Annotated in this window: 13 protein-coding genes and 1 pseudogene; 11 read left to right on the forward strand and 3 right to left on the reverse strand. The window is 69.1% G+C overall.

All coding sequences use genetic code 11. The features are described from left to right. The first annotated feature begins 91 nt into the window (after positions 1–91). Positions 92–2,833: a bifunctional glycosyltransferase/CDP-glycerol:glycerophosphate glycerophosphotransferase gene (locus H5T77_RS16400; protein WP_292650985.1), complete on the forward strand. Its 2,742-nt coding sequence runs from the start codon at positions 92–94 to the stop codon at positions 2,831–2,833. A 16-nt stretch (positions 2,834–2,849) separates the two neighbouring features. Beyond that, entirely contained in the window at positions 2,850–4,823 is a 1,974-nt protein-coding gene (locus H5T77_RS16405) for a capsular polysaccharide synthesis protein (protein ID WP_292650988.1), read from the forward strand. Positions 4,824–4,838: 15 nt separating this feature from the next. Here the strand turns inward: H5T77_RS16405 and H5T77_RS16410 are convergent, their stop codons facing one another. Next, complete coding sequence (locus tag H5T77_RS16410; protein WP_292650990.1) at positions 4,839–5,936, reverse strand: glycosyltransferase family 2 protein; 1,098 nt, start codon at positions 5,934–5,936, stop codon at positions 4,839–4,841. Beyond that, the gene (locus H5T77_RS16415) at positions 5,927–9,490 is read right to left on the reverse strand and encodes a bifunctional glycosyltransferase/CDP-glycerol:glycerophosphate glycerophosphotransferase (RefSeq protein WP_292650992.1); all 3,564 of its coding nucleotides are present in this window, start codon (positions 9,488–9,490) and stop codon (positions 5,927–5,929) included. The genes H5T77_RS16410 and H5T77_RS16415 overlap by 10 nt, the downstream gene beginning before the upstream one ends. Positions 9,491–9,825: 335 nt before the next feature. Here H5T77_RS16415 and H5T77_RS16420 point away from each other — a divergent pair, with 335 nt between their 5' ends. The 8 genes from H5T77_RS16420 (at position 9,826) to H5T77_RS16455 (ending at position 18,784) form a co-directional block, all read left to right on the forward strand. Then, a complete protein-coding gene (locus tag H5T77_RS16420) occupies positions 9,826–10,743 on the forward strand; it encodes a Rossmann-like and DUF2520 domain-containing protein (protein WP_292650994.1) in 918 nt (305 codons plus the stop codon). Then, positions 10,740–11,636, forward strand: coding sequence for a pantoate--beta-alanine ligase (gene panC / locus H5T77_RS16425; RefSeq protein ID WP_292650995.1), 897 nt, complete (start codon positions 10,740–10,742; stop codon positions 11,634–11,636). The genes H5T77_RS16420 and panC overlap by 4 nt, the downstream gene beginning before the upstream one ends. Next, positions 11,633–12,058: an aspartate 1-decarboxylase gene (gene panD / locus H5T77_RS16430; RefSeq protein WP_292650997.1), complete on the forward strand. Its 426-nt coding sequence runs from the start codon at positions 11,633–11,635 to the stop codon at positions 12,056–12,058. Before panC ends, panD begins: the two co-directional genes overlap by 4 nt. 10 nt (positions 12,059–12,068) lie before the next feature. Further along, positions 12,069–13,778, forward strand: a complete 1,710-nt coding sequence (locus H5T77_RS16435; protein ID WP_292650999.1) for an L-aspartate oxidase — start codon at positions 12,069–12,071, stop codon at positions 13,776–13,778. Further along, positions 13,778–14,707: a carboxylating nicotinate-nucleotide diphosphorylase gene (gene nadC / locus H5T77_RS16440; protein ID WP_292651001.1), complete on the forward strand. Its 930-nt coding sequence runs from the start codon at positions 13,778–13,780 to the stop codon at positions 14,705–14,707. Before H5T77_RS16435 ends, nadC begins: the two co-directional genes overlap by 1 nt. A gap of 11 nt (positions 14,708–14,718) precedes the next feature. After that, entirely contained in the window at positions 14,719–15,501 is a 783-nt protein-coding gene (locus H5T77_RS16445) for a type III pantothenate kinase (RefSeq protein ID WP_292651003.1), read from the forward strand. Between the two features lie 100 nt (positions 15,502–15,601). Then, on the forward strand, positions 15,602–15,949 hold the full coding sequence (locus H5T77_RS16450; RefSeq protein WP_366816635.1) for a histone-like nucleoid-structuring protein Lsr2: 348 nt from the start codon (positions 15,602–15,604) through the stop codon (positions 15,947–15,949). Between the two features lie 249 nt (positions 15,950–16,198). After that, positions 16,199–18,784: an ATP-dependent Clp protease ATP-binding subunit gene (locus H5T77_RS16455; protein ID WP_292651005.1), complete on the forward strand. Its 2,586-nt coding sequence runs from the start codon at positions 16,199–16,201 to the stop codon at positions 18,782–18,784. Between the two features lie 183 nt (positions 18,785–18,967). On the opposite strand, the gene H5T77_RS16460 is transcribed toward H5T77_RS16455, so the two are convergent. Further along, a complete protein-coding gene (locus H5T77_RS16460; protein ID WP_472850348.1) occupies positions 18,968–19,840 on the reverse strand; it encodes an HhH-GPD family protein in 873 nt (290 codons plus the stop codon). A gap of 74 nt (positions 19,841–19,914) precedes the next feature. Between H5T77_RS16460 and H5T77_RS16465 the strand changes: the two are divergent. Further along, positions 19,915–20,590 (forward strand): annotated as a pseudogene (locus H5T77_RS16465) (hypothetical protein); the annotation flags it as partial.

Genomic DNA, 20,590 nt, shown 5'->3' on the forward strand with positions numbered 1-20,590 from the left:
GCTGAGCCGCGCCAGTGCGCAGGCACTGGTCAGATCAAACAGGCACGGCGATATCGGGCGCCCGGCCACGAGCCCGATTCGGAGTGCATGCGTGTCGTCGACACCCCTATTCAGTCTTGTCGTAGCGACCTATGGCGTCGAGGCGTGGATCGGACCCTTCCTAGAAGGTCTGCGCCGACAGGTCGGTGGCCTGGACGACACCGAGATCATCTTCGTCATCGACGGCTCCCCCGACCGTAGCGAGCAGCTCGTTCGGGAGTGGATCGACGCCAACGCCGTGTCCACCGCCCAGGTGGTCGTGCAGGAGAACGCAGGCGTCTCGGCCGCGCGCAACGCCGGTCTCCAGCGCGCCTCGGGCACGTGGATCTCCTATCCCGACCCGGACGACGTCCTCGACGACCGCTACCTGGCCGGCGTGCGGGACTATCTCGCGCGCGGCGAGGAGCCCGACTACGTCGTCACCCGCTTCATGCCGTTCCAGGGTGATCCGGGCGCAGCCAAGGACAACCACCCGCTCTCCTTCCGGTTCTCGCCGGGAACCCGAACGGTGGACATCGACCTCGAGCCGCGCTTCTTCCCGTTCGCGACCAACCACGGGTTCGGTCGGCTCGACCGCGTCCGAGCCGCCGACGTCCAGTTCGACCCACGGGTGCGGCCGGTGCTCGAGGACGCGGTCTACACGGCCGGCTACCTCGCCGGAGGCGAGACTCGCCGCGTCGGATTCGTCGCAGAGTCGATGTACCTCTATCGCCGACGCGGGGACGGTTCATCCCTGCTGGACAGCACCTGGACGGACGACGGCCGCTACACCGACGTGCTGCGCTACGGCTTCCGGACTGTCCTGGGTCACTTCGCGCCCGGCGCGGCGCCGAAATGGCTGCAGTACATGGCCCTCTACGACCTGCAGTGGTACTTCAAGACCGATGCCAAGCCTGGAGCGCCGACGGCCGCCGTGCCGGAGAGGATCCTCGCCGAGTTCCACGCGCTCCTCGACGACCTGCTCTCCCGTATCGATCCCGACACGTTCCTCGACTACAACGTCACCCACATCCCCAGCGAGATCCGGATGGCGTGGTACGCCGCAGCGACCGGCCGAGTGCCCGAGGACCAGGTCGTACGTGTCGACGTCATCGACAAGAGGCAGCAGGCGACGCGCTTCGTCTATTACCAGGCGGACTCGGTCCGCACCGAGACGATCCGCCAGCGTGGCGTCGTCGTTCCGGCCATGGGCGCCAAGTTCCGCGCGCTCAACTACTTCGGGCGTACGTTCGTCTACCAGCGCATCGGGTGGGTCGACAGCCTCAGCGACTGGACCGTCATGCTGCCCGGAGCGAACCGGCCCGCGCGGATCCTGCATTCGAGCGAGGTCGTCCCGCTGCTGAGCGTGACGCCCGAGCTCGCCTGGAGGCGGCTCCACAACCAGCGCGCACCCCATCGAGAGCTCCCGGCTCCGGCAGCCGCTTCGAGTACGGACGAGCCGTGTGGGCGCGTCACCCGGCTGGTCTCGCGCCTGTCTCGCCGCGTCGCCAGGGAGGCCGCGGAGCTTAGCGGGCGCAGGGCCGAGAACGCCAAGGTGCGCGACCGGCGCCGGATGAACAGGCGCGCCGCCTCGACGGCCGTGCGGGCCAAGTACCGGCGGGCGTGGGTCTTCATCGACCGCGACACCATGGCCCGGGACAATGCGGAGACGCTCTATCGCCACGTACGCGCCGAACACCAGGACATCAACGCGTGGTTCGTCATCAACCGCAGCAGTCCGGACTTCCGCAGGCTCGAGCGCGACGGGTTCCGGCTGGTCGCCCACGGCAGCCGCGAGCACATCCTGCTGATGAAGAACGCCGTGCAGCTGATCTCCTCCAACGTGGACCGCTACATCGTTGAGCCGTACGACTTCAGCCGCTACGGCCGCTCGCGGTGGAGGTTCACCTTCCTCCAGCACGGCGTCACCAAGGACGATCTGTCGCACTGGCTCAATTCCAAGCTGATCCACCGGGTGCTGGCCACGGGGCAGGCGGAGTACGACGGGTTCACCGCCGACGGCACCCCGTACTGGATGAGCCCGCGGGAGGTGGCGCTCACCGGATTCCCGCGCCACGACGATCTGCAGCGCGCGTTGGAGGCCACCCCGGTGAAGCGGCGCAACGTGGTGCTCGTCGTTCCGACCTGGCGTCAGTATCTGGTCGACAACACGACGACGATGAACGGCAACCAGCGCAGCGTCCTGGACGGGTTCAAGGAGTCGGAGTACTTCCGCAGCTGGATCGAGCTGCTCGGCAGCCCCGAGATCCGTGAGGCCGCCGAGAGGGCGGGCGTGGAGATCGCGTTCGCTCCGCATCCGAACCTTCAGGGGCACCTGCAGCCAGGGGACGTGCCGGAATGGGTTCAGCTGGTCTCGTACGCCGACACCGACATCAAGGAGTGGCTCGCGCGGTCCGTGCTCACGGTGACGGCCTATTCCTCGCTCGCCTTCGACGCCGCCTACGTGCGGACGCCGTCGGTGTACTTCCAGTTCGACCGTGAACGCTTCTTCTCCGGGGCGCACGCCTACCGCAAGGGCTACTTCTCCTACGAGGAGGACGGATTCGGCCCTGTTGCCGAGACCGTCGAGGACGGCGTCGCCGCGATCGTCGCCAGCCTGGGAGCGCCGGCCGAGTTCGTCGCCCCGTACGCCGACCGGATCGAGCAGGTCTTCACCTACCGCGACACGAACAACTCCGAGCGCGTGGTCGCCTCCATCCGACAGCTCAACCGGCCGATGCGTACGTGGCACCAGCAACCGGAGGCCGCCTTCGGTGACCTCGAGGCGGCCTCAGGGCCCCTTCACGTCGCATAGAAGAGGATGGCTGTGCATGTCTGAACAGGCTGCGAACGACGGGCGGACGGTGGCGGGCGAGCTCGTTCTCGCCAACCTGTTTCCGAACCCGAGCCTGCGCAGGCCACCGACGCTGACCGCAGAGCTCGACCCAGACGGCCAGCACAGTCTCGGTCACGGTGACTGGATCTACGTGCACAAGCACGGTCGTGCGAGCCTGGTCGAAGACGGTGACGGTCATGCGGTGCGCGTCGAGGGCATCGGCGCGAGCAACGACACCCACGTCAGCCCGGGTGGTCGTGACGGCGGCCTACGGATGGGTATGTCCCCAGCCCGCACGTACACGTTCGCGGCTGATGTCGAGGTGGAGTCGGGCCTTCGGGGCGTGCTGCACCCCGACGCACTCCGAATCGTCGTCGGCTGGTCGGCGGGTGGGGTGCGGACGTGGCGAGGGGCCCGGTCGGCCGCGGCACAGAACGCACCAGCGCGCACCCGCCTCGCCGTGACCTTCACGCTGCCACCCGAGGCGGAGGAGGCCTGGGTGCGCCTCTACTGCGGTGCGTCCAGGGGTGCAGTGCGATGGTCCCGCTTCCAGCTGTCCGAGGGGGCCAACGGTCGCACCTTCCTGGATGCCGCCGCCGAACCTCCCGAAGGACTGACCGCGCGCTGGCACGGAGAGCCGGACAGCTCAGTCTCCGAGCTGTTCGTCGACCATGATGCTGCCTCTGCAGACCTGCTCGACCGGTGGCTCGCTGAATGGGTGCAGCTCGAGGGCTTCGAGGTGTCGGCTCGTGCGGTTGCCTCCGCCCTCCCCGGCTCCGACCTGGCGTCTGCCCTCGGCCATGCACTGGCGGACACATGGGCGAAGGCCCTCGAGCTCAGCGAAGCGCTCGTGGACAAGGAGCCCGAAGCACTTGCGCCACGCCTGCTGATGGCAGCGGCCGCGGCGAGGCAGAAGAGTCCCGAGCAGGTCGTCGCGGCGCTGACCCCCGTCTTCAAGGACCCCGCCATCGACGCGACCACCTGCTACGCCCTTGCCGGTGCGTGCCAGAAGCTGGACCGTCGAGACGATATGCGTGAGGCCAACAGGACAGCGACGTCCAAGGATTCCAGGATCGATGACCCCGCTGCCGCGGAGCTGTTGGAGGCGTCCCCGGACTACGTCCAGGAGCGGGTAGCCGTCCGAAGGTTCGTCAGCGCGCATCTCGACCAGATCAGGAAGATGGCGAAAGCCAGCCGCGCCGACAAGGCCGGCGACATGCCGTACGTCTTCGTCTACTGGGCGCAGGGGATGGAGGCGGCACCGCCGATCGTCCGAGCCTGCTACGAGCGGCTGAAGCGAGTGCCGGGCATCGAGCTGCGGCTCATCACCGAGGCGACCGTTCCCTACTGGGTCGACGTCCCGGAGCATGTCGAGCAGCGTGTCCCAGCAACCAAGGCCGCGTTCGCGGACTGGCTGCGAATCGCGCTGTTGAAGGAGTACGGCGGGATCTGGGTGGATGCGACGTGCTACGTGACCGGTGACCTGGCGGTGGTCGACGAGCTGGTAGGTGACCGCCGCTTCTTCGCCTACAGATACAACAGCGCGCGGATCTCGAGCTGGTTCCTGGCCGCTCGCAACAACTCCTACATCGTGCACATGATGCACGCCGCCCTGGAGGTCTACTTCCGATCCCACGACAGGGTGACCCACTACTTCTTCTTCCACGACCTCTTCGAGGCCTTGGCTCAGCTCGACAGCCGCTTCGGGGAGATCTGGGAGACCAAGGGGCAGCACGGCGACACGCGAGTGCCGCACAGGCTGCAGGGCCTCCTGCGCGGACCGTCGGGCACCGGCGAGGACATCGCCGCGATCCACGGCTCGTTCGTGCACAAGCTGACCTACAAGCTCAAGCCGCACGAGGTCGCTCCCGCCACGGTCGCCGGAGCGATCGTGAGGGGCGACTACGAAGGACACCTGGTGCCGGAGCCGGACCAGCCGAGCAGGAGGCGGTTCACTGTTCGGCGATGACGCGGTCGCCGCCGGCTAGACCCTCAGCGCGTAAGGGTCGATGCCGGAGAGGTCCAGCTCGGGGACCTCGAGGGCAGTGCCCTCCTCGTTGCGGGGGACACGACCGTGCTCGGCGATCCAGGCGGCGACGTGCTTGGCCTGGAGGGGGCGGTCCTGCTCGACGAGCCAGCCGATGAGCCGCTGACCCGGCGGCAGAGTGGTGTCGGCGAAGGTGCGCCCCGACCAGACGTCACGGACCATCTCGACGAGCAGGTCCCACCACTCGTCGCCGGCCTCGGGGATCGCGGCGAAGTAGCGGCGCATGTCACCGGGGAGGGTCTTGTTCAAGAAGATTTCGAGCACCTCGGGGTCACCGCCGTCGGCGACGTACTTCCGCACCGTCTCCAGCGACATCTTCTTGGTGACGTGGCGGTCGCGGAGATCGGCCACCGTGGAGCGCTGCTGGGTGATCGAGGTGCCGTCGGTGCGGATGCGCCAGTGATAGACGATGTCGGGGATGACGTCGAAGGCCGTCGCCGCCAGATAAGCCTGTGTCAGCGTCGGCTGGTCCTCATAGCGCAGCCCCTCGGGCCAGGAGAGCGCCGCAGAGTCCCAGAACGTACGCCGGTAGACCTTGTTCCAGGCGAAGACGTCGCCCAGGATGCGCGGGTCGGCAGCGGCGGTGGTCCCCAGCCGTTCGGGGTTGTGGAAGCTGTGCATCCACGCGGGCTCGACGAGGTCGCCGTCCTCCCAGCGCTGGACCGATCCGGTCACGAAGTCGGAGCCGGTCTTCTCCAGGGTGCGGACCATGGTGGCGTAGGCCGTCCTCGGGACGACGTCGTCGGAGTCCGCGAAGGTGATGTAGTCGGCGCCCGCCAGGTGCGCCAGACCTGTGTTGCGGGCCGCGCCGAGGCCGTGGTTGGCGGTGCGGCGGACGACGACCCGCGGGTCGCGGTCGGCGTACTCCTCGGCGATGACGCCGGTCATGTCGGTCGAACCGTCGTCGACGACGACCACGTACAGGTTCTTGTAGGTCTGGCCGAGGATGCTGTCGAGGGCGGCAGGGAGCAGCGACGCGATGTTGTAGGCGGGGACGACCACGCCCAGCATCGGCCGGCTGCGCCTCAGTCGCATGCCCCCGGAGCCGCGGACAGCAGCGCGTCCACGGCGCGGGCGGCGGCGGCGCCGTCGTCCCAGGGGGCGAACTTCTCCCGGAAGGCGGCGCGGGCCTCGGCGTAGGCGTCGTCGGCAGCCGGTCCGGCCGCCAGATGCGCGATCAGTGCTTCGTTGTCGCTGAACAGGGGACCGGGAGCGGTCTCGGCGAAGTCGAAGTAGAACCCGCGAGAGGCCTCGTACTCGACCAGGTCGGGGACCAGGAAGAGCTGCGGCCGGTCGAGGATCGCGAAGTCGAACATCACCGAGGAGTAGTCGGTCACCAGCACGTCGGCGGCCAGGAACAGGTCGTTGATGTCCGGGTAGAGCGTCACGTCGCGGATCCGGCCGGCGAGCTCCGAGGCGACCGAGGCCCCGCCGGAGGTGTTGACGTGGCCGCGGACGAGCACGGTCACGTCGGGCAGCTCCGCGACGACCTGCGCCGGATCAAGGTAGAGCACCTTGGAGAAGGTGTCGCGCCACGTCGGGGTGTAGAGCAGGACCCGCTGGTCCTCGGGGATGTCGAGGCGCTTCCGGATCGCCGCCCGGGTCTCGTCGCGGTCGTCGGCGGCGAGGACGTCGTTGCGCGGATAGCCGGACTCCAGCACCTCGCCGTCGAACCCGAAGGCACGCGGGAGGATCTCTGAGCAGTAGGGGCTCGGGCTGATCAGCCGGTCCCAGGCGCGCGCCTCGGCGTCCATCGTCTTCATGTAGAGCACCGAGAGCCCGCTCTTGGGTTCGGTGATGTCCTTGGCGATGCGCTTGAGCGGGGTGCCGTGCCAGGTCTGGACGTACGCCTGGCCCGACGCCTTCTCGAAGAAGAACGGCCAGTTGTCGTTGGTGACCAGATACCGCGCCCGGGCGAGCAGCTCGAACCACTCCGGCGAGAAGCGGACCACCGACCGGATCCCGTCGGGGACGAGCACCGAGCGGTCGTTGACGCTGTAGACCGGCTCCGGCCCCTCCCCGGCGCGGTGGCGGGCGAGCAGCTCGCGTGCCATCGCCGCGGGAGAGTCGCCGGCCATCTTGCCCTTGAAGGTCTCCAGCAGCGCGACCGGAAGGCGCTCCTCGTGGCGCTGCTCGAGGTAGCGCTCGCGCAGCAGCTGCTGCCTGCGGCCGGAGCGTACGTCCACGGGCAGGGCGTGGGAGATGACGATGAGGCTCCACGAGGCGCTGGTGCCGATGCGGACCGGGGCGCCGTCGATCACGATGTCGATCGGTCCCTGTGCGCGCAGCGGGGTCGCGACCTTCACGTGGGCGAACCCGCGCACCTCGCCGGACTCGTCGACGAGCAGCAGCTCGTAGCGGCCCGTCGGCAGCGCGGTGCGGCCGAGCTGCCAGGCGTCGCGAGTGACCGGCAGCTCGATCTCGAACTCGCCGGCGGGGAGGGCGGCGCTCGCGATGGCGTCGACGCGCTCGGAGGACAGCTGCAGGCGATGGCCGGCAGCGCCGAGACTGACCCCACGCAGCACCAGCCGCTCCTCGGTGGCGTCGACCGCAGCGATGTGCACCGACGGCTGCCGGTGGGTCACCCGGACGTTGTTGCCGCCGCTGCGCGCGACGTACGCCTTGCCGGGATCGTTGCTGGGCTCGTCGCTGGGCTCATCTCCGCGCTCGGCGCCGAGGACGTTGGCCTCCTCGGCCCAGTGGACCGGGACATGGGCGCCAGAGGTCAGCTTGACATCGAGCTCGCGCGAGGGGCGCGGCTGGAGGAGGACGGTCACGGCGCCGTCGTGCTCAGCGCGGCGTACGACCTTGCCGAAGGTGGGGGCGAGGATCGGGTTGCGCTCGGGGCCGACGAGGGTGAGCTCGACGGCGCCGGCGGGAGTGATGTGATGACCCGCGGTGCGGGCCCAGTCGTCCTGGACGTGAACCCGGAAGCCGTTGGTGCCGTTGCCTCCCAGGCGGACCAGCCGGTCGGCGAGGACGTGGCCGTCGCGGAAGCCGGCGGGACCGGACGGCACCTGGCCGGTGATGCCCGAGACCCGGGTGAATTCGCCCTGGGTGTGCTCGAGCTCGAGCACCAGGTCGTGCTGGCCGGCCGGAGTCACCTCGGCGAGCTTCTGCGCGTCGATACGGGCCTCGAAACCGGAGCCCGCGCGGTCCTCGTACGCCCGGTTGGCGACCTCGTCGAGCCACGGGTCGGTGAACCGGGTCACCGGGACCTCCACGTCGACTCCGTCGCCACGCACATGCATCCGCAGCTCGTGGGGTGCGTAGGAGTCGGTGAGGTTCTGCAGGAAGGCGGCGCCGCGCAGGACCAGGTCGGAGCCGTCCCAGGCGGCCGAGGTCAGCTGCACGCGGGGGAGCAGGTCGACCTCCTCCACGCGCAGCGTCTCCGGTGGGAGGGTGCCGCGCTTGTCGAGCCCCTCGGGAAGTACGAAGACGGGGACTCCGTCCACGACCCCGATCGGGCGCCCGGACTGGAACTGCTGGAACCAGCCGCGCAGCTCGTCGACCAGCTCGAAGTCGTCGTGGCTCAGCGCCCAGGAGACGACCCGGTTGCGGAACTGGAGGCGGGCCCAGATCTCGCTGGGGATCTCGTCGCGCAGGAACGCCAGCCGCTCGCGTACGGCCTCGGAGTACTCGGCGTTGCTGGCGCCGATCGCGGCCTCGACGTAGTTGGGGAAGTCGTAGTCGAGCAACTTCACGAACCAGGTGTTGCGCACCTCGGTCGGGGCGTCCTGCACCAGCTCGGCACAGCGGTCCTGGCTCAGGATGCGGTCGGCGAGGTCCTGCAGGGTCGCCTTCTGCTGGGTGATCGAGCTGCCGTCGTCACGCGTACGCCACAGATAGACGCAGCGGTCGAGGATGTCGAAGGTGGCATCGAGATAGGCGCGGGTGATCGGCACCTGGTCCTCGTAGCGCACGCCCTCGCTGAAGAGCAGCTCGTGCTCCTCGACGAAGCTGGTGCGGAAGACCTTGTTCCACGAGGTGATGTCGAGCAGCGCCAGCGGCTCGTCCTCGATCGTGAGCCCGGTGCGGGTCTTGCGAGTCAGCTTCTTGACCCAGTTGGGGCGGGTCGCCCTGCCCTCTTCGCCGCGCTCGAACGCCGCGGTCACGAAGTCGGAGCCGGACTGCTCGAGCAGGTCCACCATGGCCTCGTAAGACCCAGGAAGGATGATGTCGTCGGAGTCGGCGAAGGCGACGTAGTCACCGCGGATGTGCTCCAAGCCGGTGTTGCGCGCCGCGCCCAGGCCGGCGTTCTCCTTGGTGACGATCTTGACCCGCGGGTCGCGGCGGGCGATGCGGCGTACGACATCGGCGGAGCCGTCGGGAGAGCCGTCGTCGACGACGACGACCTCGAGCGCCTGCAGCGACTGGGTCAGGATGCTGTCGAGCGCCGCCTCCACCCACTGCTCGACGTTGTAGATCGGCATGACCACGCTGAGAACCGGCTTCGGACCGAGCCCGACGGCGTACTTCGCCCGGCGGGCCTCGCGGCGAGCCGCGTGGATCACACGCCGGGAGTCGACGTTCATCGTGCGGTCGATGGCGTCGGCGACGCGATGGGCCGCACGGCGGCGCGGGCTCATGGCTGACAAAGGGGGAGGACCTTCCACAGGGGGCACAAAGAAGTCGACTGGTGAGTCTAAGCGTTCAACTTTCGTTCATCTGAATCAGTGCGAACGTCTCAGATCCGGTTGTAGCGCGCCGGGCCGTCCCGATCTCGATGCCGACAGCGTCACGGACGTGACGAGGGGTGACGCGTGCCACATCAGCCGGGTGTTTCGGAAGCGTGTCCGGCGGCGTACCGTTTGTTCTGGCTCGGTCACCGTGGTCGAGCACGCAGGCACTACGTCTGGTACCCATCCCGGCTCCGCTCGCAAGGGGGAGTGGTCGGAGGGACTGGAACGAAAGGTCTACCACCATGAACCACCCGCTCAGGGTGGGCGTCGTCGGCGCGGGTCGCGTCGGTGCCGTCCTTGCAGCCGCGCTGCAGACCGCAGGCCACTCCATCGTGGCCGTCGCCGGTGAGTCCGACGCCTCCCGTTCGCGCATCGCCGATCTCCTTCCCGGCGTCCCGGTCGCCAAGCCGACGGCGGTGGCGCGCGCGTGCGACCTCCTCCTGCTGACCGTCCCCGACGACATGCTCGGCAACGTCGTCAGGACGATGGTCGACGCGGGTGCGATCCGGCCCGGGCAGTACGTCGCCCACACCTCCGGTCGCCACGGCCTGGCGATCCTCGAGCCTGCCGCAGCCATCGGCGCCCATGTGATGGCGGTCCACCCGGCGATGACCTTCTCCGGCACCTCGGTAGACCTCGCCCGGCTCACCGGCTGTGTCTTCGGGCTGACGGCCGCCTCTCCCACCGACCGGGCCTTCGCCGAGGCGCTGGTGGGCGACCTCGGCGGCAAGCCGATGTGGGTGCCCGAGGAGATGCGGACGCTCTACCACGCCGGGCTCGCCCACGGTGCCAACCATCTGGTCACCCTGGTCACCGAGGCGATGGAGATCCTCTCCGCCGCCGGGGCGACCGACCCCGCGGGGACCCTGCGCCCGCTGCTGACCGCCGCCCTCGACAACGCCCTGGACCACGGCGACGCCGCGCTGACCGGGCCGATCGTCCGGGGTGACGCCGGCACGGTGGCAGCCCACCTCGACGACATCCGCGCCAACGCTCCGCAGACCCTGGGGTCGTACGTCTCCATGGCGCGGGCCACGCTCGACCGAGCCGTCTCCGACGGACGGCTCGTGCCCATCCGGGCCCTGAAGATCAAGAAGCTGCTCGACGCCGCCTCCTCGGAGGTCGGCACCGTCGAGGCCCCCGCGAGGAAGTACTCATGACCGAGCTGAATGTCTCGGGCTCCGCTTCGACCGAGCTCGCACACACCCGCGACGAGCTGGCCAAGCTCCTCGAGCCCGCCCGCCGCGACGGCGCCTCGGTAGGCTTCGTACCCACGATGGGCGCGCTGCACGAGGGCCACGCGTCGCTGATGCGGGTCGCCCGCGAGCGGGTCGGCGGTGGCCCGGTCGTCGCGTCGATCTTCGTCAACCCGCTGCAGTTCGGCGCCGGCGAGGACCTCGACCGCTACCCGCGCACGCTCGAGGCGGATCTCGAGATCTGTGAGCGTGAGGGCGTCGACGTCGTCTTCGCGCCGTCGGTCGACGAGGTCTACCCGGGCGGGCTGCCGCAGGTGACCGTGGCTCCTGGTGAGCTCGGCGACGTGCTCGAGGGCAAGACCCGGCCGGGCCACTTCGGTGGCGTGCTCACTGTCGTGGCGAAGCTGTTCGGGCTGGTCGGGCCGGATGTCGCCGTCTTCGGCGAGAAGGACTACCAGCAGCTCGCGCTGATCAGCCGGATGTCCTCCGACCTGTGCCTCGGCGTCGACGTCGTCGGCGCGCCGACGCAGCGCGAGCCCGACGGCCTGGCGCTCTCCTCGCGCAACCGCTACCTCTCGCCCGAGCAGCGGGAGGAGGCCACCACGCTGTCGCGGGCGCTCTATGCCGCGCAGCGCGAGGCCATCAACGGTGTCGATGCCGCCCACCAGGCGGCGCGCGCCGAGCTGCGCCGCGCAAAGACGGTCGATCTCGATTACCTCGCGGTCACCGACCCCGCTCTCGGGGAGCTGCCCACCGACCCGGAGCCGGGCACCGAGGCCCGGATCCTCATCGCCGCCCGGCTCGGCACCACCCGACTCATCGACAACATGAGCCTCACGATCGGAGCATCCCGATGACCCGTCTGCGCACCATGATGACCGGCAAGATCCACCGCGCCACGGTCACCCAGGCAGACCTCCACTACGTCGGCTCGGTGACCGTCGACGCAGACCTCCTCGACGCCGCGGACATCCTCCCGGGCGAGCTGGTCTCCATCGTCGACATCACCAACGGTGCCCGCTTGGAGACCTACACCATCGCCGGCGAGCGGGGCTCAGGTGTGCTCGGCATCAACGGCGCCGCCGCCCATCTGGTCCACCCCGGCGATCTGGTCATCCTCATCGCGTACGCGCAGATGACCACCGAGGAGGCCAAGGCCTTCGAGCCTCACGTCGTCCACGTCGACGAGGCCAACCACATCATCGCGCTCGGCTCCGACAGGAGCGAGCCGGTTCCAGGGACCGACCAGATGCGTGGGCCGCTCGTGCTCACGCAGTAGCGTTCGCGACATGAACATGCAGCTGCTCTCCGCTCGCGATCCGGGCTGGACCGAGTGGGCGGACGTGATCGTGGTGGGTTCGGGGATCGCCGGGCTGACCGCGGCGCTGCGGCTGAAGGACCAGGTCGAACGGGTCGCCGTCGTCACCAAGGACGTGCTCCAGGCAGGCTCGACCCAGTGGGCCCAAGGCGGCATCGCGGCCGCCCTCGGCGAGGGCGACACTCCTGCTCAGCACGAGGTCGACACGCTGGTGGCGGGCGCCGGGGCGTGCGACCTCGATGCCGTACGTGTCCTCGTCGGTGAGGGCGCGGAGGCGGTCCGTGAGCTGATCGAGTGGGGTGCCGAGTTCGACAAGGACCCCTCCGGCGACCTGTCGCTCACCCGGGAGGGCGGCCATCGCCGGGACCGGATCGCGCACGCCGACGGCGACGCGACCGGAGCCGAGATCCAGCGTGCGCTGATGGAGGCCGTCCGGCGGGCGCCCGAGATATTGGTCTTCGAGCATGCCATGGTCGTCGACCTGCTGACCGCCGCCGACGGAGGTGTGGCCGGCCTGACCATCCACGTGATGGGGGAGGGCGACGCCGACGGCGTCGGGATCGTACGCACCCGCGCCGTCGTCCTCGCCTCCGGCGGCCTCGGCCAGGTCTTCTCGCAGACCACCAACCCGGCCGTCGCCACCGCTGACGGGATGGCGATCGCCCTGCGTGCCGGTGCGACGCTGCGCGACCTCGAGTTCGTCCAGTTCCACCCCACCGTGATGTACCTGGGTGACGACTCCCGCGGCCAGCAGCCGCTGATCTCCGAGGCCGTACGCGGCGAGGGCGCCTTCCTCGTCGACTGGGACGGCGCGCGGCTGATGGACGGGGTCCACGAGCTTCGCGACCTGGCTCCCCGCGACATCGTCTCCAAGGCGATCATGAAGCGGATGCTCGAGAGCGGACGCCCCAACATGTGGCTCGACGCCCGCCATCTCGGCACTCCCGCTGGTCGAGCCGCGAGCGACAGCGAGCGTGTCGAGACCAACACAGTCTTCTGGGAGCGCCGCTTCCCCAACATCCTCGCCTCGCTCCGCAGCTACGGCGTCGATCCCTCAACGGACCTGATCCCGGTCGCGCCGGCCTGCCACTACGCCTCCGGCGGCGTCCGCACCGACCTGTGGGGTCGCAGCGACGTCCCGGGCCTCTACGCCACCGGTGAGGTCGCCTGCAGCGGGGTCCACGGCGCCAACCGGCTGGCCTCCAACTCGCTCCTCGAGGGCCTGGTCTTCTCGCGCCGGATCGCCGAGGTGCTGCCCGGAGAGCTGCGGCAGCTGGAGGATCCGGCCCCGGGTCCCGGCACCGGCCGCGCGCTCGTCCCCGGCGCCGCGCTCAAGCAGCTGCAGGAGACGATGACGACCAAGGTCGGGGTCCTCCGCAACGCCGCGGGCCTGGCCGAGGCGATCGAGGAGCTCGAGCGGCTCGGGAGCGTCGCGGCGACCGAGATCGACCCGGCGGCCTGGGAGGCGACCAACCTGCTGACCGTCTCGCTCGCGCTGGCGAAGGCCGCGCTGCTCCGTGAGGAGACCCGCGGGTCCCACTGGCGCGACGACTTCGCCGAGCGTGACGACCCCGGCTTTGCCGGCCACTTCGACCTGACCCTCCGGGACGGCGAGCCCGTCGCCACCTTCACCCCGGCCCCAGCGACCGACCCGTTGACCCCAACCCTGGCAGGAGCCTGATGACCATCCGACGCGTGCCCTTCGACGAGATCCCGCAGTCGCTGCGTGACGAGCTGACCAAGGCCGGCCTGGACGCCGGCGAGGTCTACGACGCCGTCGAGCTCGCTCTCGACGAGGACCTGCCCTCGGTGGCTCCCGGTGAGATGCCCAGCGAGGACGTCACCTCGGTGGCCACGATCGCCCCCGACGCGGCCGCGACCGGCGTCTTCGCCGCCCGGGAGGACGGCGTGGTCGCCGGCCTGGGTGTGGCCGAGCTCGTCTTCGCGTACGTCATGGGTGACTCCGTCACGGTCACCGACCGCGTCAAGGACGGCTCCAAGGTGAAGGCGGGCGACGTCATCATGCGGATCGCGGGGCCGACCCGCGGCCTGCTCACCGCGGAGCGTACGGCTCTCAACTACGCCTCCCATCTCTCCGGCGTCGCCACCGGTGTCGCGGCCTGGACCGAGGCGCTGGAGGGGACCGGTGCCCAGGTGCTCGACACCCGCAAGACCCTCCCGGGCTTCCGAGCCCTGGAGAAGTACGCCGTACGTTGCGGAGGCGGCGCCAACCACCGGATGTCCCTCTCCGACATGGCGCTGGTCAAGGACAACCACATCGTCGCCGCCGGTGGTGCGGTGCAGGCCTACGAGGCAGTGCGGTTCGCCTATCCGGACGTGCCGGTCGAGGTCGAGGTGACCACGCTCGAGGAGCTCGAGGCCCTTCTCGACGCCGGCTGCGGCCGGATCATGCTCGACAACATGTCGACCGCGATGATGAAGGAGGCCGTCGGGATCACCGCCGGCCGAGCCGTGCTGGAGGCCTCCGGCGGCCTGACCCTGGATCGTGCCCGCGAGGTCGCCGAGACGGGTGTCGACTACCTGTCCGTCGGTGCGCTGACCCACTCGGTGAAGGTCTTCGACATCGGCTTCGACCTGTCCGAGGCCTGAGGCGTCCCGCCATGGCGCTGCTCGCAGTCAACATCGGCAACAGCCACACCGTCCTCGGGTTGATTGCCGACGGCGTCGTGTCCGCCGACTGGCGGGTCTCCACGCTGGAGCACCGCACCGCTGACGAGTGGTGGGCGCTGCTGCGGGGGATCCTCGGCGACTCGCTGGTGGCGAGCATCGACGGCGTGGTGGTGTGCGCGACGGTCCCCTCGGTCCTGCACGAGTGGCGCGAGATGCTCGCGCGCCATCTGGGCTCGGTGCCGAGCGTGGTGGTCGAGCCGGGCGTACGCTCCGGCATCCCGATCCTCATGGACAACCCGCGCGAGGTCGGGACCGACCGGATCGCCAACGCGGCCGCCGCCGTGGCTCTGCACGGCGGTCCCGTGATCGTGGTCGACTTCCGTGGGACGGCGACGACGTTCGACGTGGTCAACGCCGCGGGGCAGTACGTCGGTGGGGCGATCCTGCCGGGGATCGAGCTGTCCTTGGAGGCGCTGGGTCGACGGGGTGCGCAGTTGCGCAAGGTCGAGCTCGCCCGCCCGAGGTCGGTGATCGCGAAAAACACCGTCGAGGCGCTGCAGTCCGGGATGGTCTTCGGGGTCGCAGCGCAGGTCGAGGGGCTGGTCGCTCGGATCATCGCCGAGCTGGGTGTGTCCGCCGACGACGCGACGGTGATCGCCACCGGCTATCTCGCGGAGTTCGTGCTGGACGAGTGCAAATGTTTCTCAGCGCATTCTCCGTGGCTGACGTTGCAAGGGCTGGAACTCATATTCCAGCGAAATGTCGTTCGTTAGTGCGTTTCGGTATGCCGCACTGTTGATTCAACTGGGTGATATGTAATGCTATGCGCATCTCGCGCTTATACGCGGGGCCTATATTCGGCCCGTTTCCCGGGTGAAGAGCAGTGAAGGTAGGAACATGGCTAAGAAGGTTCAGATCATCCTCGAGGATGACATCGACGGCTCGGAAGCAGTCGAGACGGTGTCCTTTGCCCTGGACGGCACCTCCTACGAGATTGATCTCAGCGATGCCAATGCGGCAAAGCTTCGCGATTCTCTTGCGCTCTTCATCGGTCACGCACAGAAGGTGAGCGGTCGTCGCGGTAGCGCGAAGAAGGCCCCTGCGGCCGGTGGGACGACCCCGAAGGTCATGCGCGAGTGGGGCAAGGCCAACGGTTACACCGTTCCCGACCGCGGCCGCATTCCGGCCGAGGTCCGAGCGGCTTTCGAAGCGGCCCACTGACCGACAGGTCCCGCTGCACCGCACGACCGGCTGCCGCGCCCTCCCGGGTGCGGCAGTCGCCATGTGTGCGGTCGGCCCGTGGTCGGCGTTGCCCGGCGTACGGCACGCGTGTTCGCTCTCAGCGCACGGATCACATTGTGTTGTCGGGAACGCGTAGGCTGTCCGTGGGGTTGTTTCCCGGTGAGACCGCCCAACCGGAGCAGTCCGGTGGGCGCCTGCGCCCCAGATTTCTTTAGGAGAGATGCGTACATGTTCGAGCGGTTCACTGACCGAGCCCGCCGGGTGGTCGTGCTGGCCCAGGAAGAGGCCCGCATGCTCTCCCACAACTACATCGGGACCGAGCACATCCTGCTCGGCCTCATCCACGAGGGCGAGGGCGTCGCGGCCAAGGCCCTCGAGTCCCTCGACATCTCGCTCGAGGCGGTGCGCAACCAGGTCGAGGAGATCATCGGTCAGGGCCAGCAGGCACCGTCCGGGCACATCCCGTTCACGCCGCGCGCCAAGAAGGTGCTCGAGCTGTCCCTGCGCGAGGCGCTGCAGCTCGGCCACTCCTACATCGGCACCGAGCACATCCTGCTCGGCCTGATCCGCGAGGGCGAGGGCGTTGCCGCCCAGGTGCTGCAGAAGCTCGGCGCCGACCTCAACCGGGTCCGCCAGCAGGTCATCCAGCTGCTCTCGGGCTTCCAGGGCAAGGAGGGCCAGGCCGGCACCTCCGGCGCCACTGCGACGGCCGGCACGACCTCGACCGAGGCGCCTTCCTCCAGCCTCGTGCTCGACCAGTTCGGCCGCAACCTGACCCAGGACGCCCGCGACGGCAAGCTCGACCCGATCATCGGTCGCGAGGCCCAGATCGAGCGCGTGATGCAGGTGCTCTCGCGGCGTACGAAGAACAACCCGGTCCTCATCGGTGAGCCCGGCGTCGGCAAGACGTCGATCGTCGAAGGGCTGGCCCAGGACATCGTCAAGGGCACCGTCCCCGAGACGCTCAAGGACAAGCAGATCTACACGCTCGACCTGGGCGCGCTCGTCGCCGGCTCGCGTTACCGCGGTGACTTCGAGGAGCGCCTCAAGAAGGTGCTCAAGGAGATCAAGACCCGCGGCGACATCGTGCTGTTCATCGACGAGATCCACACTCTCGTCGGCGCCGGTGCGGCCGAAGGCGCCATCGACGCGGCGAGCATCCTGAAGCCGATGCTGGCTCGCGGTGAGCTGCAGACCATCGGTGCGACCACGCTGGACGAATACCGGAAATACCTGGAGAAGGACGCCGCTCTCGAGCGCCGCTTCCAGCCGATCCAGGTGCCGGAGCCCACGATCGCGGTCGCGATCGAGATGCTCAAGGGCATCCGCGACCGTTACGAGGCCCACCACCGGGTGACCATCACCGACGAGGCGCTGGTCGCCGCGGTCACCATGGCCGACCGCTACATCTCCGACCGGTTCCTTCCGGACAAGGCCATCGACCTGATCGACGAGGCCGGCTCGCGCCTGCGCATCCGCCGGATGACGGCCCCGGCCGACCTGCGGGAGTACGACGACAAGATCGCCGACGTGCGCCAGCGCAAGGAGGCCGCGATCGACGGCCAGGACTTCGAGGCGGCCGCCCGACTGCGCGATGAGGAGAAGCAGCTCATCGCCAAGAAGGCCGAGCGCGAGAAGGCCTGGCGCGCCGGTGACATGGACGAGGTCGCCGAGGTCGACGAGGAGCTGATCGCCGAGGTTCTCGCCGTGGCGACCGGCATCCCGATGGTGCAGGTCAACGAGGAGGAGTCCCAGCGCCTGCTGCGCATGGAGGACGAGCTCCACAAGCGTGTCATCGGCCAGGACCAGGCCGTCAAGGCGCTCTCGCGTGCCATCCGGCGTACGCGTGCGGGTCTGAAGGACCCGAAGCGTCCCGGCGGTTCGTTCATCTTCGCCGGTCCGTCCGGTGTCGGTAAGACCTGGCTGTCCAAGACGCTCGCCGAGTTCCTCTTCGGCGACGAGGACGCGCTGATCCAGCTCGACATGTCGGAGTTCGGCGAGAAGCACACCGTCTCGCGGCTCTTCGGTTCGCCTCCGGGCTACGTGGGGTACGAGGAGGGTGGCCAGCTCACCGAGAAGGTGCGCCGCAAGCCGTTCTCCGTGGTGCTCTTCGACGAGGTCGAGAAGGCTCACCCGGACATCTTCAACTCGCTGCTGCAGATCCTGGAGGAAGGTCGCCTGACCGACTCCCAGGGCCGCGTGGTCGACTTCAAGAACACCGTCATCATCATGACCACCAACCTCGGCACCCGGGACATCGCGAAGTCGGTCAACCTGGGCTTCTCCCAGGCCAGCGACAAGGCGGGCTCCTACGAGAAGATGAAGTCCAAGGTCTCCGACGAGCTCAAGCAGCACTTCCGTCCGGAGTTCCTCAACCGTGTCGACGAGGTCATCGTGTTCCCGCCGCTGTCGCAGGAGCAGATCATCTCGATGGTCGACAACATGATCGCCTCCGTCGAGACCCGTCTCAAGGACCGCGACATGGGCATCGAGCTCACCACGGCCGCGAAGAAGGTGCTCGCCGAGCGCGGATTCGACCCGGTCCTGGGCGCCCGACCGCTGCGTCGTACGGTCCAGCGCGAGCTCGAGGACGTGCTCGCCGAGAAGATGCTCTACGGCGACATCGGCCCGGGCGAGATCGTGCTGGTCGACGTCGACGGCGAGGGTCCTGCCGCGCAGTTCACCTTCAAGGGCCAGAAGCGTTCGTCCATCCCGGACGTACCTCCCCTCGAGGGCGCGACGGTCTCCGATATCGAGCTCCCCGACCCGGACGAGTCGACTGAGGCGGACAAGCCGAAGCCCGACTCCGAGTAGCACCCGCCAATGAGGCCCCGGCTTGTTTCAAGCCGGGGCCTCATTGATTTCCCGCCGAGTCGGTAGAAGTGGCGGCCGAGTGGTTAGAAGTGGCGGTCCGAATCGGTAGTTGTGGGGAACGAAAGTAGAGTTTCGTTCGCCATTTCTACGGTTTCGAGTCGCCACTTCTAATCACTCGGCGGGTTAGGGGAGGGCGAAGAAGTCTGGTTCCACCTCGGTTGCCAGGTTGTCCTTCACCAGGCCGTCCAGGGCTCGTTGGCGTTGAGGGGCGTCGGACCAGACCACGTCTAGGCGGCTGCGGTGGACGGGGGAGTCGGCGTCGCGGAGAACGGCCAGGAGGCGGCCGCGGCACTGGCGGTCGGTGCCGGCCCAGGTCTGGACCTTGCGAGGCGGCCCGTCGTACGCGGGGTGGCCGGCCGCGCGCCAGGCGCACAGGTCCGCGACGGGGCAGCGGGCGCAGGACGGGTTGGCTGCCGTGCAGACCAGCGCACCGAGCTCCATCACGGCGACCGACCAGGTGGCGGCGGTGGGCTCGTCCGACGGGAGTACGCCGGCGGCGAGCTCGCGCTCGGCCTTGTTGACCGACTGCGAGGGGAACTCGACGCCGCTCAGCGTTCTGGCGAAGACGCGGCGTACGTTCGTGTCGAGGACGACGTGACGTTTGCCGTAGGCGAAGGTGGCGATCGCCGCAGCGGTGTAGTCGCCGACGCCCGGGAGCGCGATGAGGTCGTCGTAGCTGTCGGGCACCTCGCCGTCGTGATCCGCGACGATGGCGGTGGCGGCGGCGTGCAGCCGCAGCGCTCGGCGCGGGTAGCCGAGGCGGCCCCAGGCGCGTACGGCCTCACCGGTCGGCTCCGCAGCCAGGTCGGCCGGGGTCGGCCAGCGCTCCAGCCAGACCTCGTGGACGGGGAGCACTCGGGAGACCGGGGTCTGCTGGAGCATGAACTCGCTGACCATCACCGACCACGGCGTCGCGGTCGCGGAGCGCCACGGGAGGTCGCGGGCGTTGGCGTCGTACCAGTCCAGAACGGCGTCGTGGAGAACTGTCACACCCAGATTGTGCCGTGCGACAGGTATTGCCACGGAGTGGCACCCCGAAACCTGGGCACGGGGTCATTACGGTGTCGCCTATGGCCCGCGCGAGAAGGACTGGAGGACGGCTACCAGCCTCGGTCTACTGGCGCCGGCGGCTGGCTGTGCTCTCGATCGTCCTGCTCCTGATCGTCGGGCTCTCGCGGTTCTTCGTCAACGCCTCCGACGAGCCGGACGACACTGCCGCGCCTGTGGCCGACCAGCCCACGGCGACCGTGACGGTCACCCCGACGCCGAGTGCGGAGCCGTCGAAGCAGGCGGGCAACGCTGGCGGCAACAAGCCCAAGAAGCCGAAGAGCAGCGCGCCGCCGGAGCCGACCGGCGAGTGCTCGCCCTCCGACATCATCGTCGAGCCCGCCGTCGCCGACGGCTACTCCTACGACAACGTCACCATCCCGCTGCAGCTGCGCACCGTGAAGGCGTCTGCGTGCACCTGGAAGCTGTCCGCTGACGCGCTCCAGGTGCGGATCTCGCAGAAGGGCGGCGACCTGGTCTGGTCGACGGTCGACTGCCGCAAGGCGGTGCCGACCAAGGAGATCGTCGTACGCCGCGACGTCGTCACCACGCTCCCGCTGACCTGGACCGGTCGCCGCGGCGTCGCGCACGAGTTCACCGTCATCTCCGGCCACGTCCCGCCCGACGACCCCACCTCGCTGACCAACTGGCCCGCCGTCGCCGGCCTGGGCGGCACCCTCGTCCTCCTCATGGCCGTCC

This window comes from Nocardioides sp. (assembly GCF_014360585.1).
Lineage (GTDB): Bacteria > Actinomycetota > Actinomycetes > Propionibacteriales > Nocardioidaceae > Nocardioides.

Bases quoted from the DNA above. Each gene is read 5' to 3' on its own strand.
- H5T77_RS16405 (WP_292650988.1), top strand. From the start codon at position 2,850: ATGTCTGAACAGGCTGCGAACGACGGGCGGACGGTGGCGGGCGAGCTC.
- H5T77_RS16410 (WP_292650990.1), bottom strand. From the start codon at position 5,936: ATGCGACTGAGGCGCAGCCGGCCGATGCTGGGCGTGGTCGTCCCCGCC.
- H5T77_RS16415 (WP_292650992.1), bottom strand. From the start codon at position 9,490: ATGAGCCCGCGCCGCCGTGCGGCCCATCGCGTCGCCGACGCCATCGAC.
- H5T77_RS16420 (WP_292650994.1), top strand. From the start codon at position 9,826: ATGAACCACCCGCTCAGGGTGGGCGTCGTCGGCGCGGGTCGCGTCGGT.
- panC (WP_292650995.1), top strand. From the start codon at position 10,740: ATGACCGAGCTGAATGTCTCGGGCTCCGCTTCGACCGAGCTCGCACAC.
- panD (WP_292650997.1), top strand. From the start codon at position 11,633: ATGACCCGTCTGCGCACCATGATGACCGGCAAGATCCACCGCGCCACG.
- H5T77_RS16435 (WP_292650999.1), top strand. From the start codon at position 12,069: ATGAACATGCAGCTGCTCTCCGCTCGCGATCCGGGCTGGACCGAGTGG.
- nadC (WP_292651001.1), top strand. From the start codon at position 13,778: ATGACCATCCGACGCGTGCCCTTCGACGAGATCCCGCAGTCGCTGCGT.
- H5T77_RS16445 (WP_292651003.1), top strand. From the start codon at position 14,719: ATGGCGCTGCTCGCAGTCAACATCGGCAACAGCCACACCGTCCTCGGG.
- H5T77_RS16455 (WP_292651005.1), top strand. From the start codon at position 16,199: ATGTTCGAGCGGTTCACTGACCGAGCCCGCCGGGTGGTCGTGCTGGCC.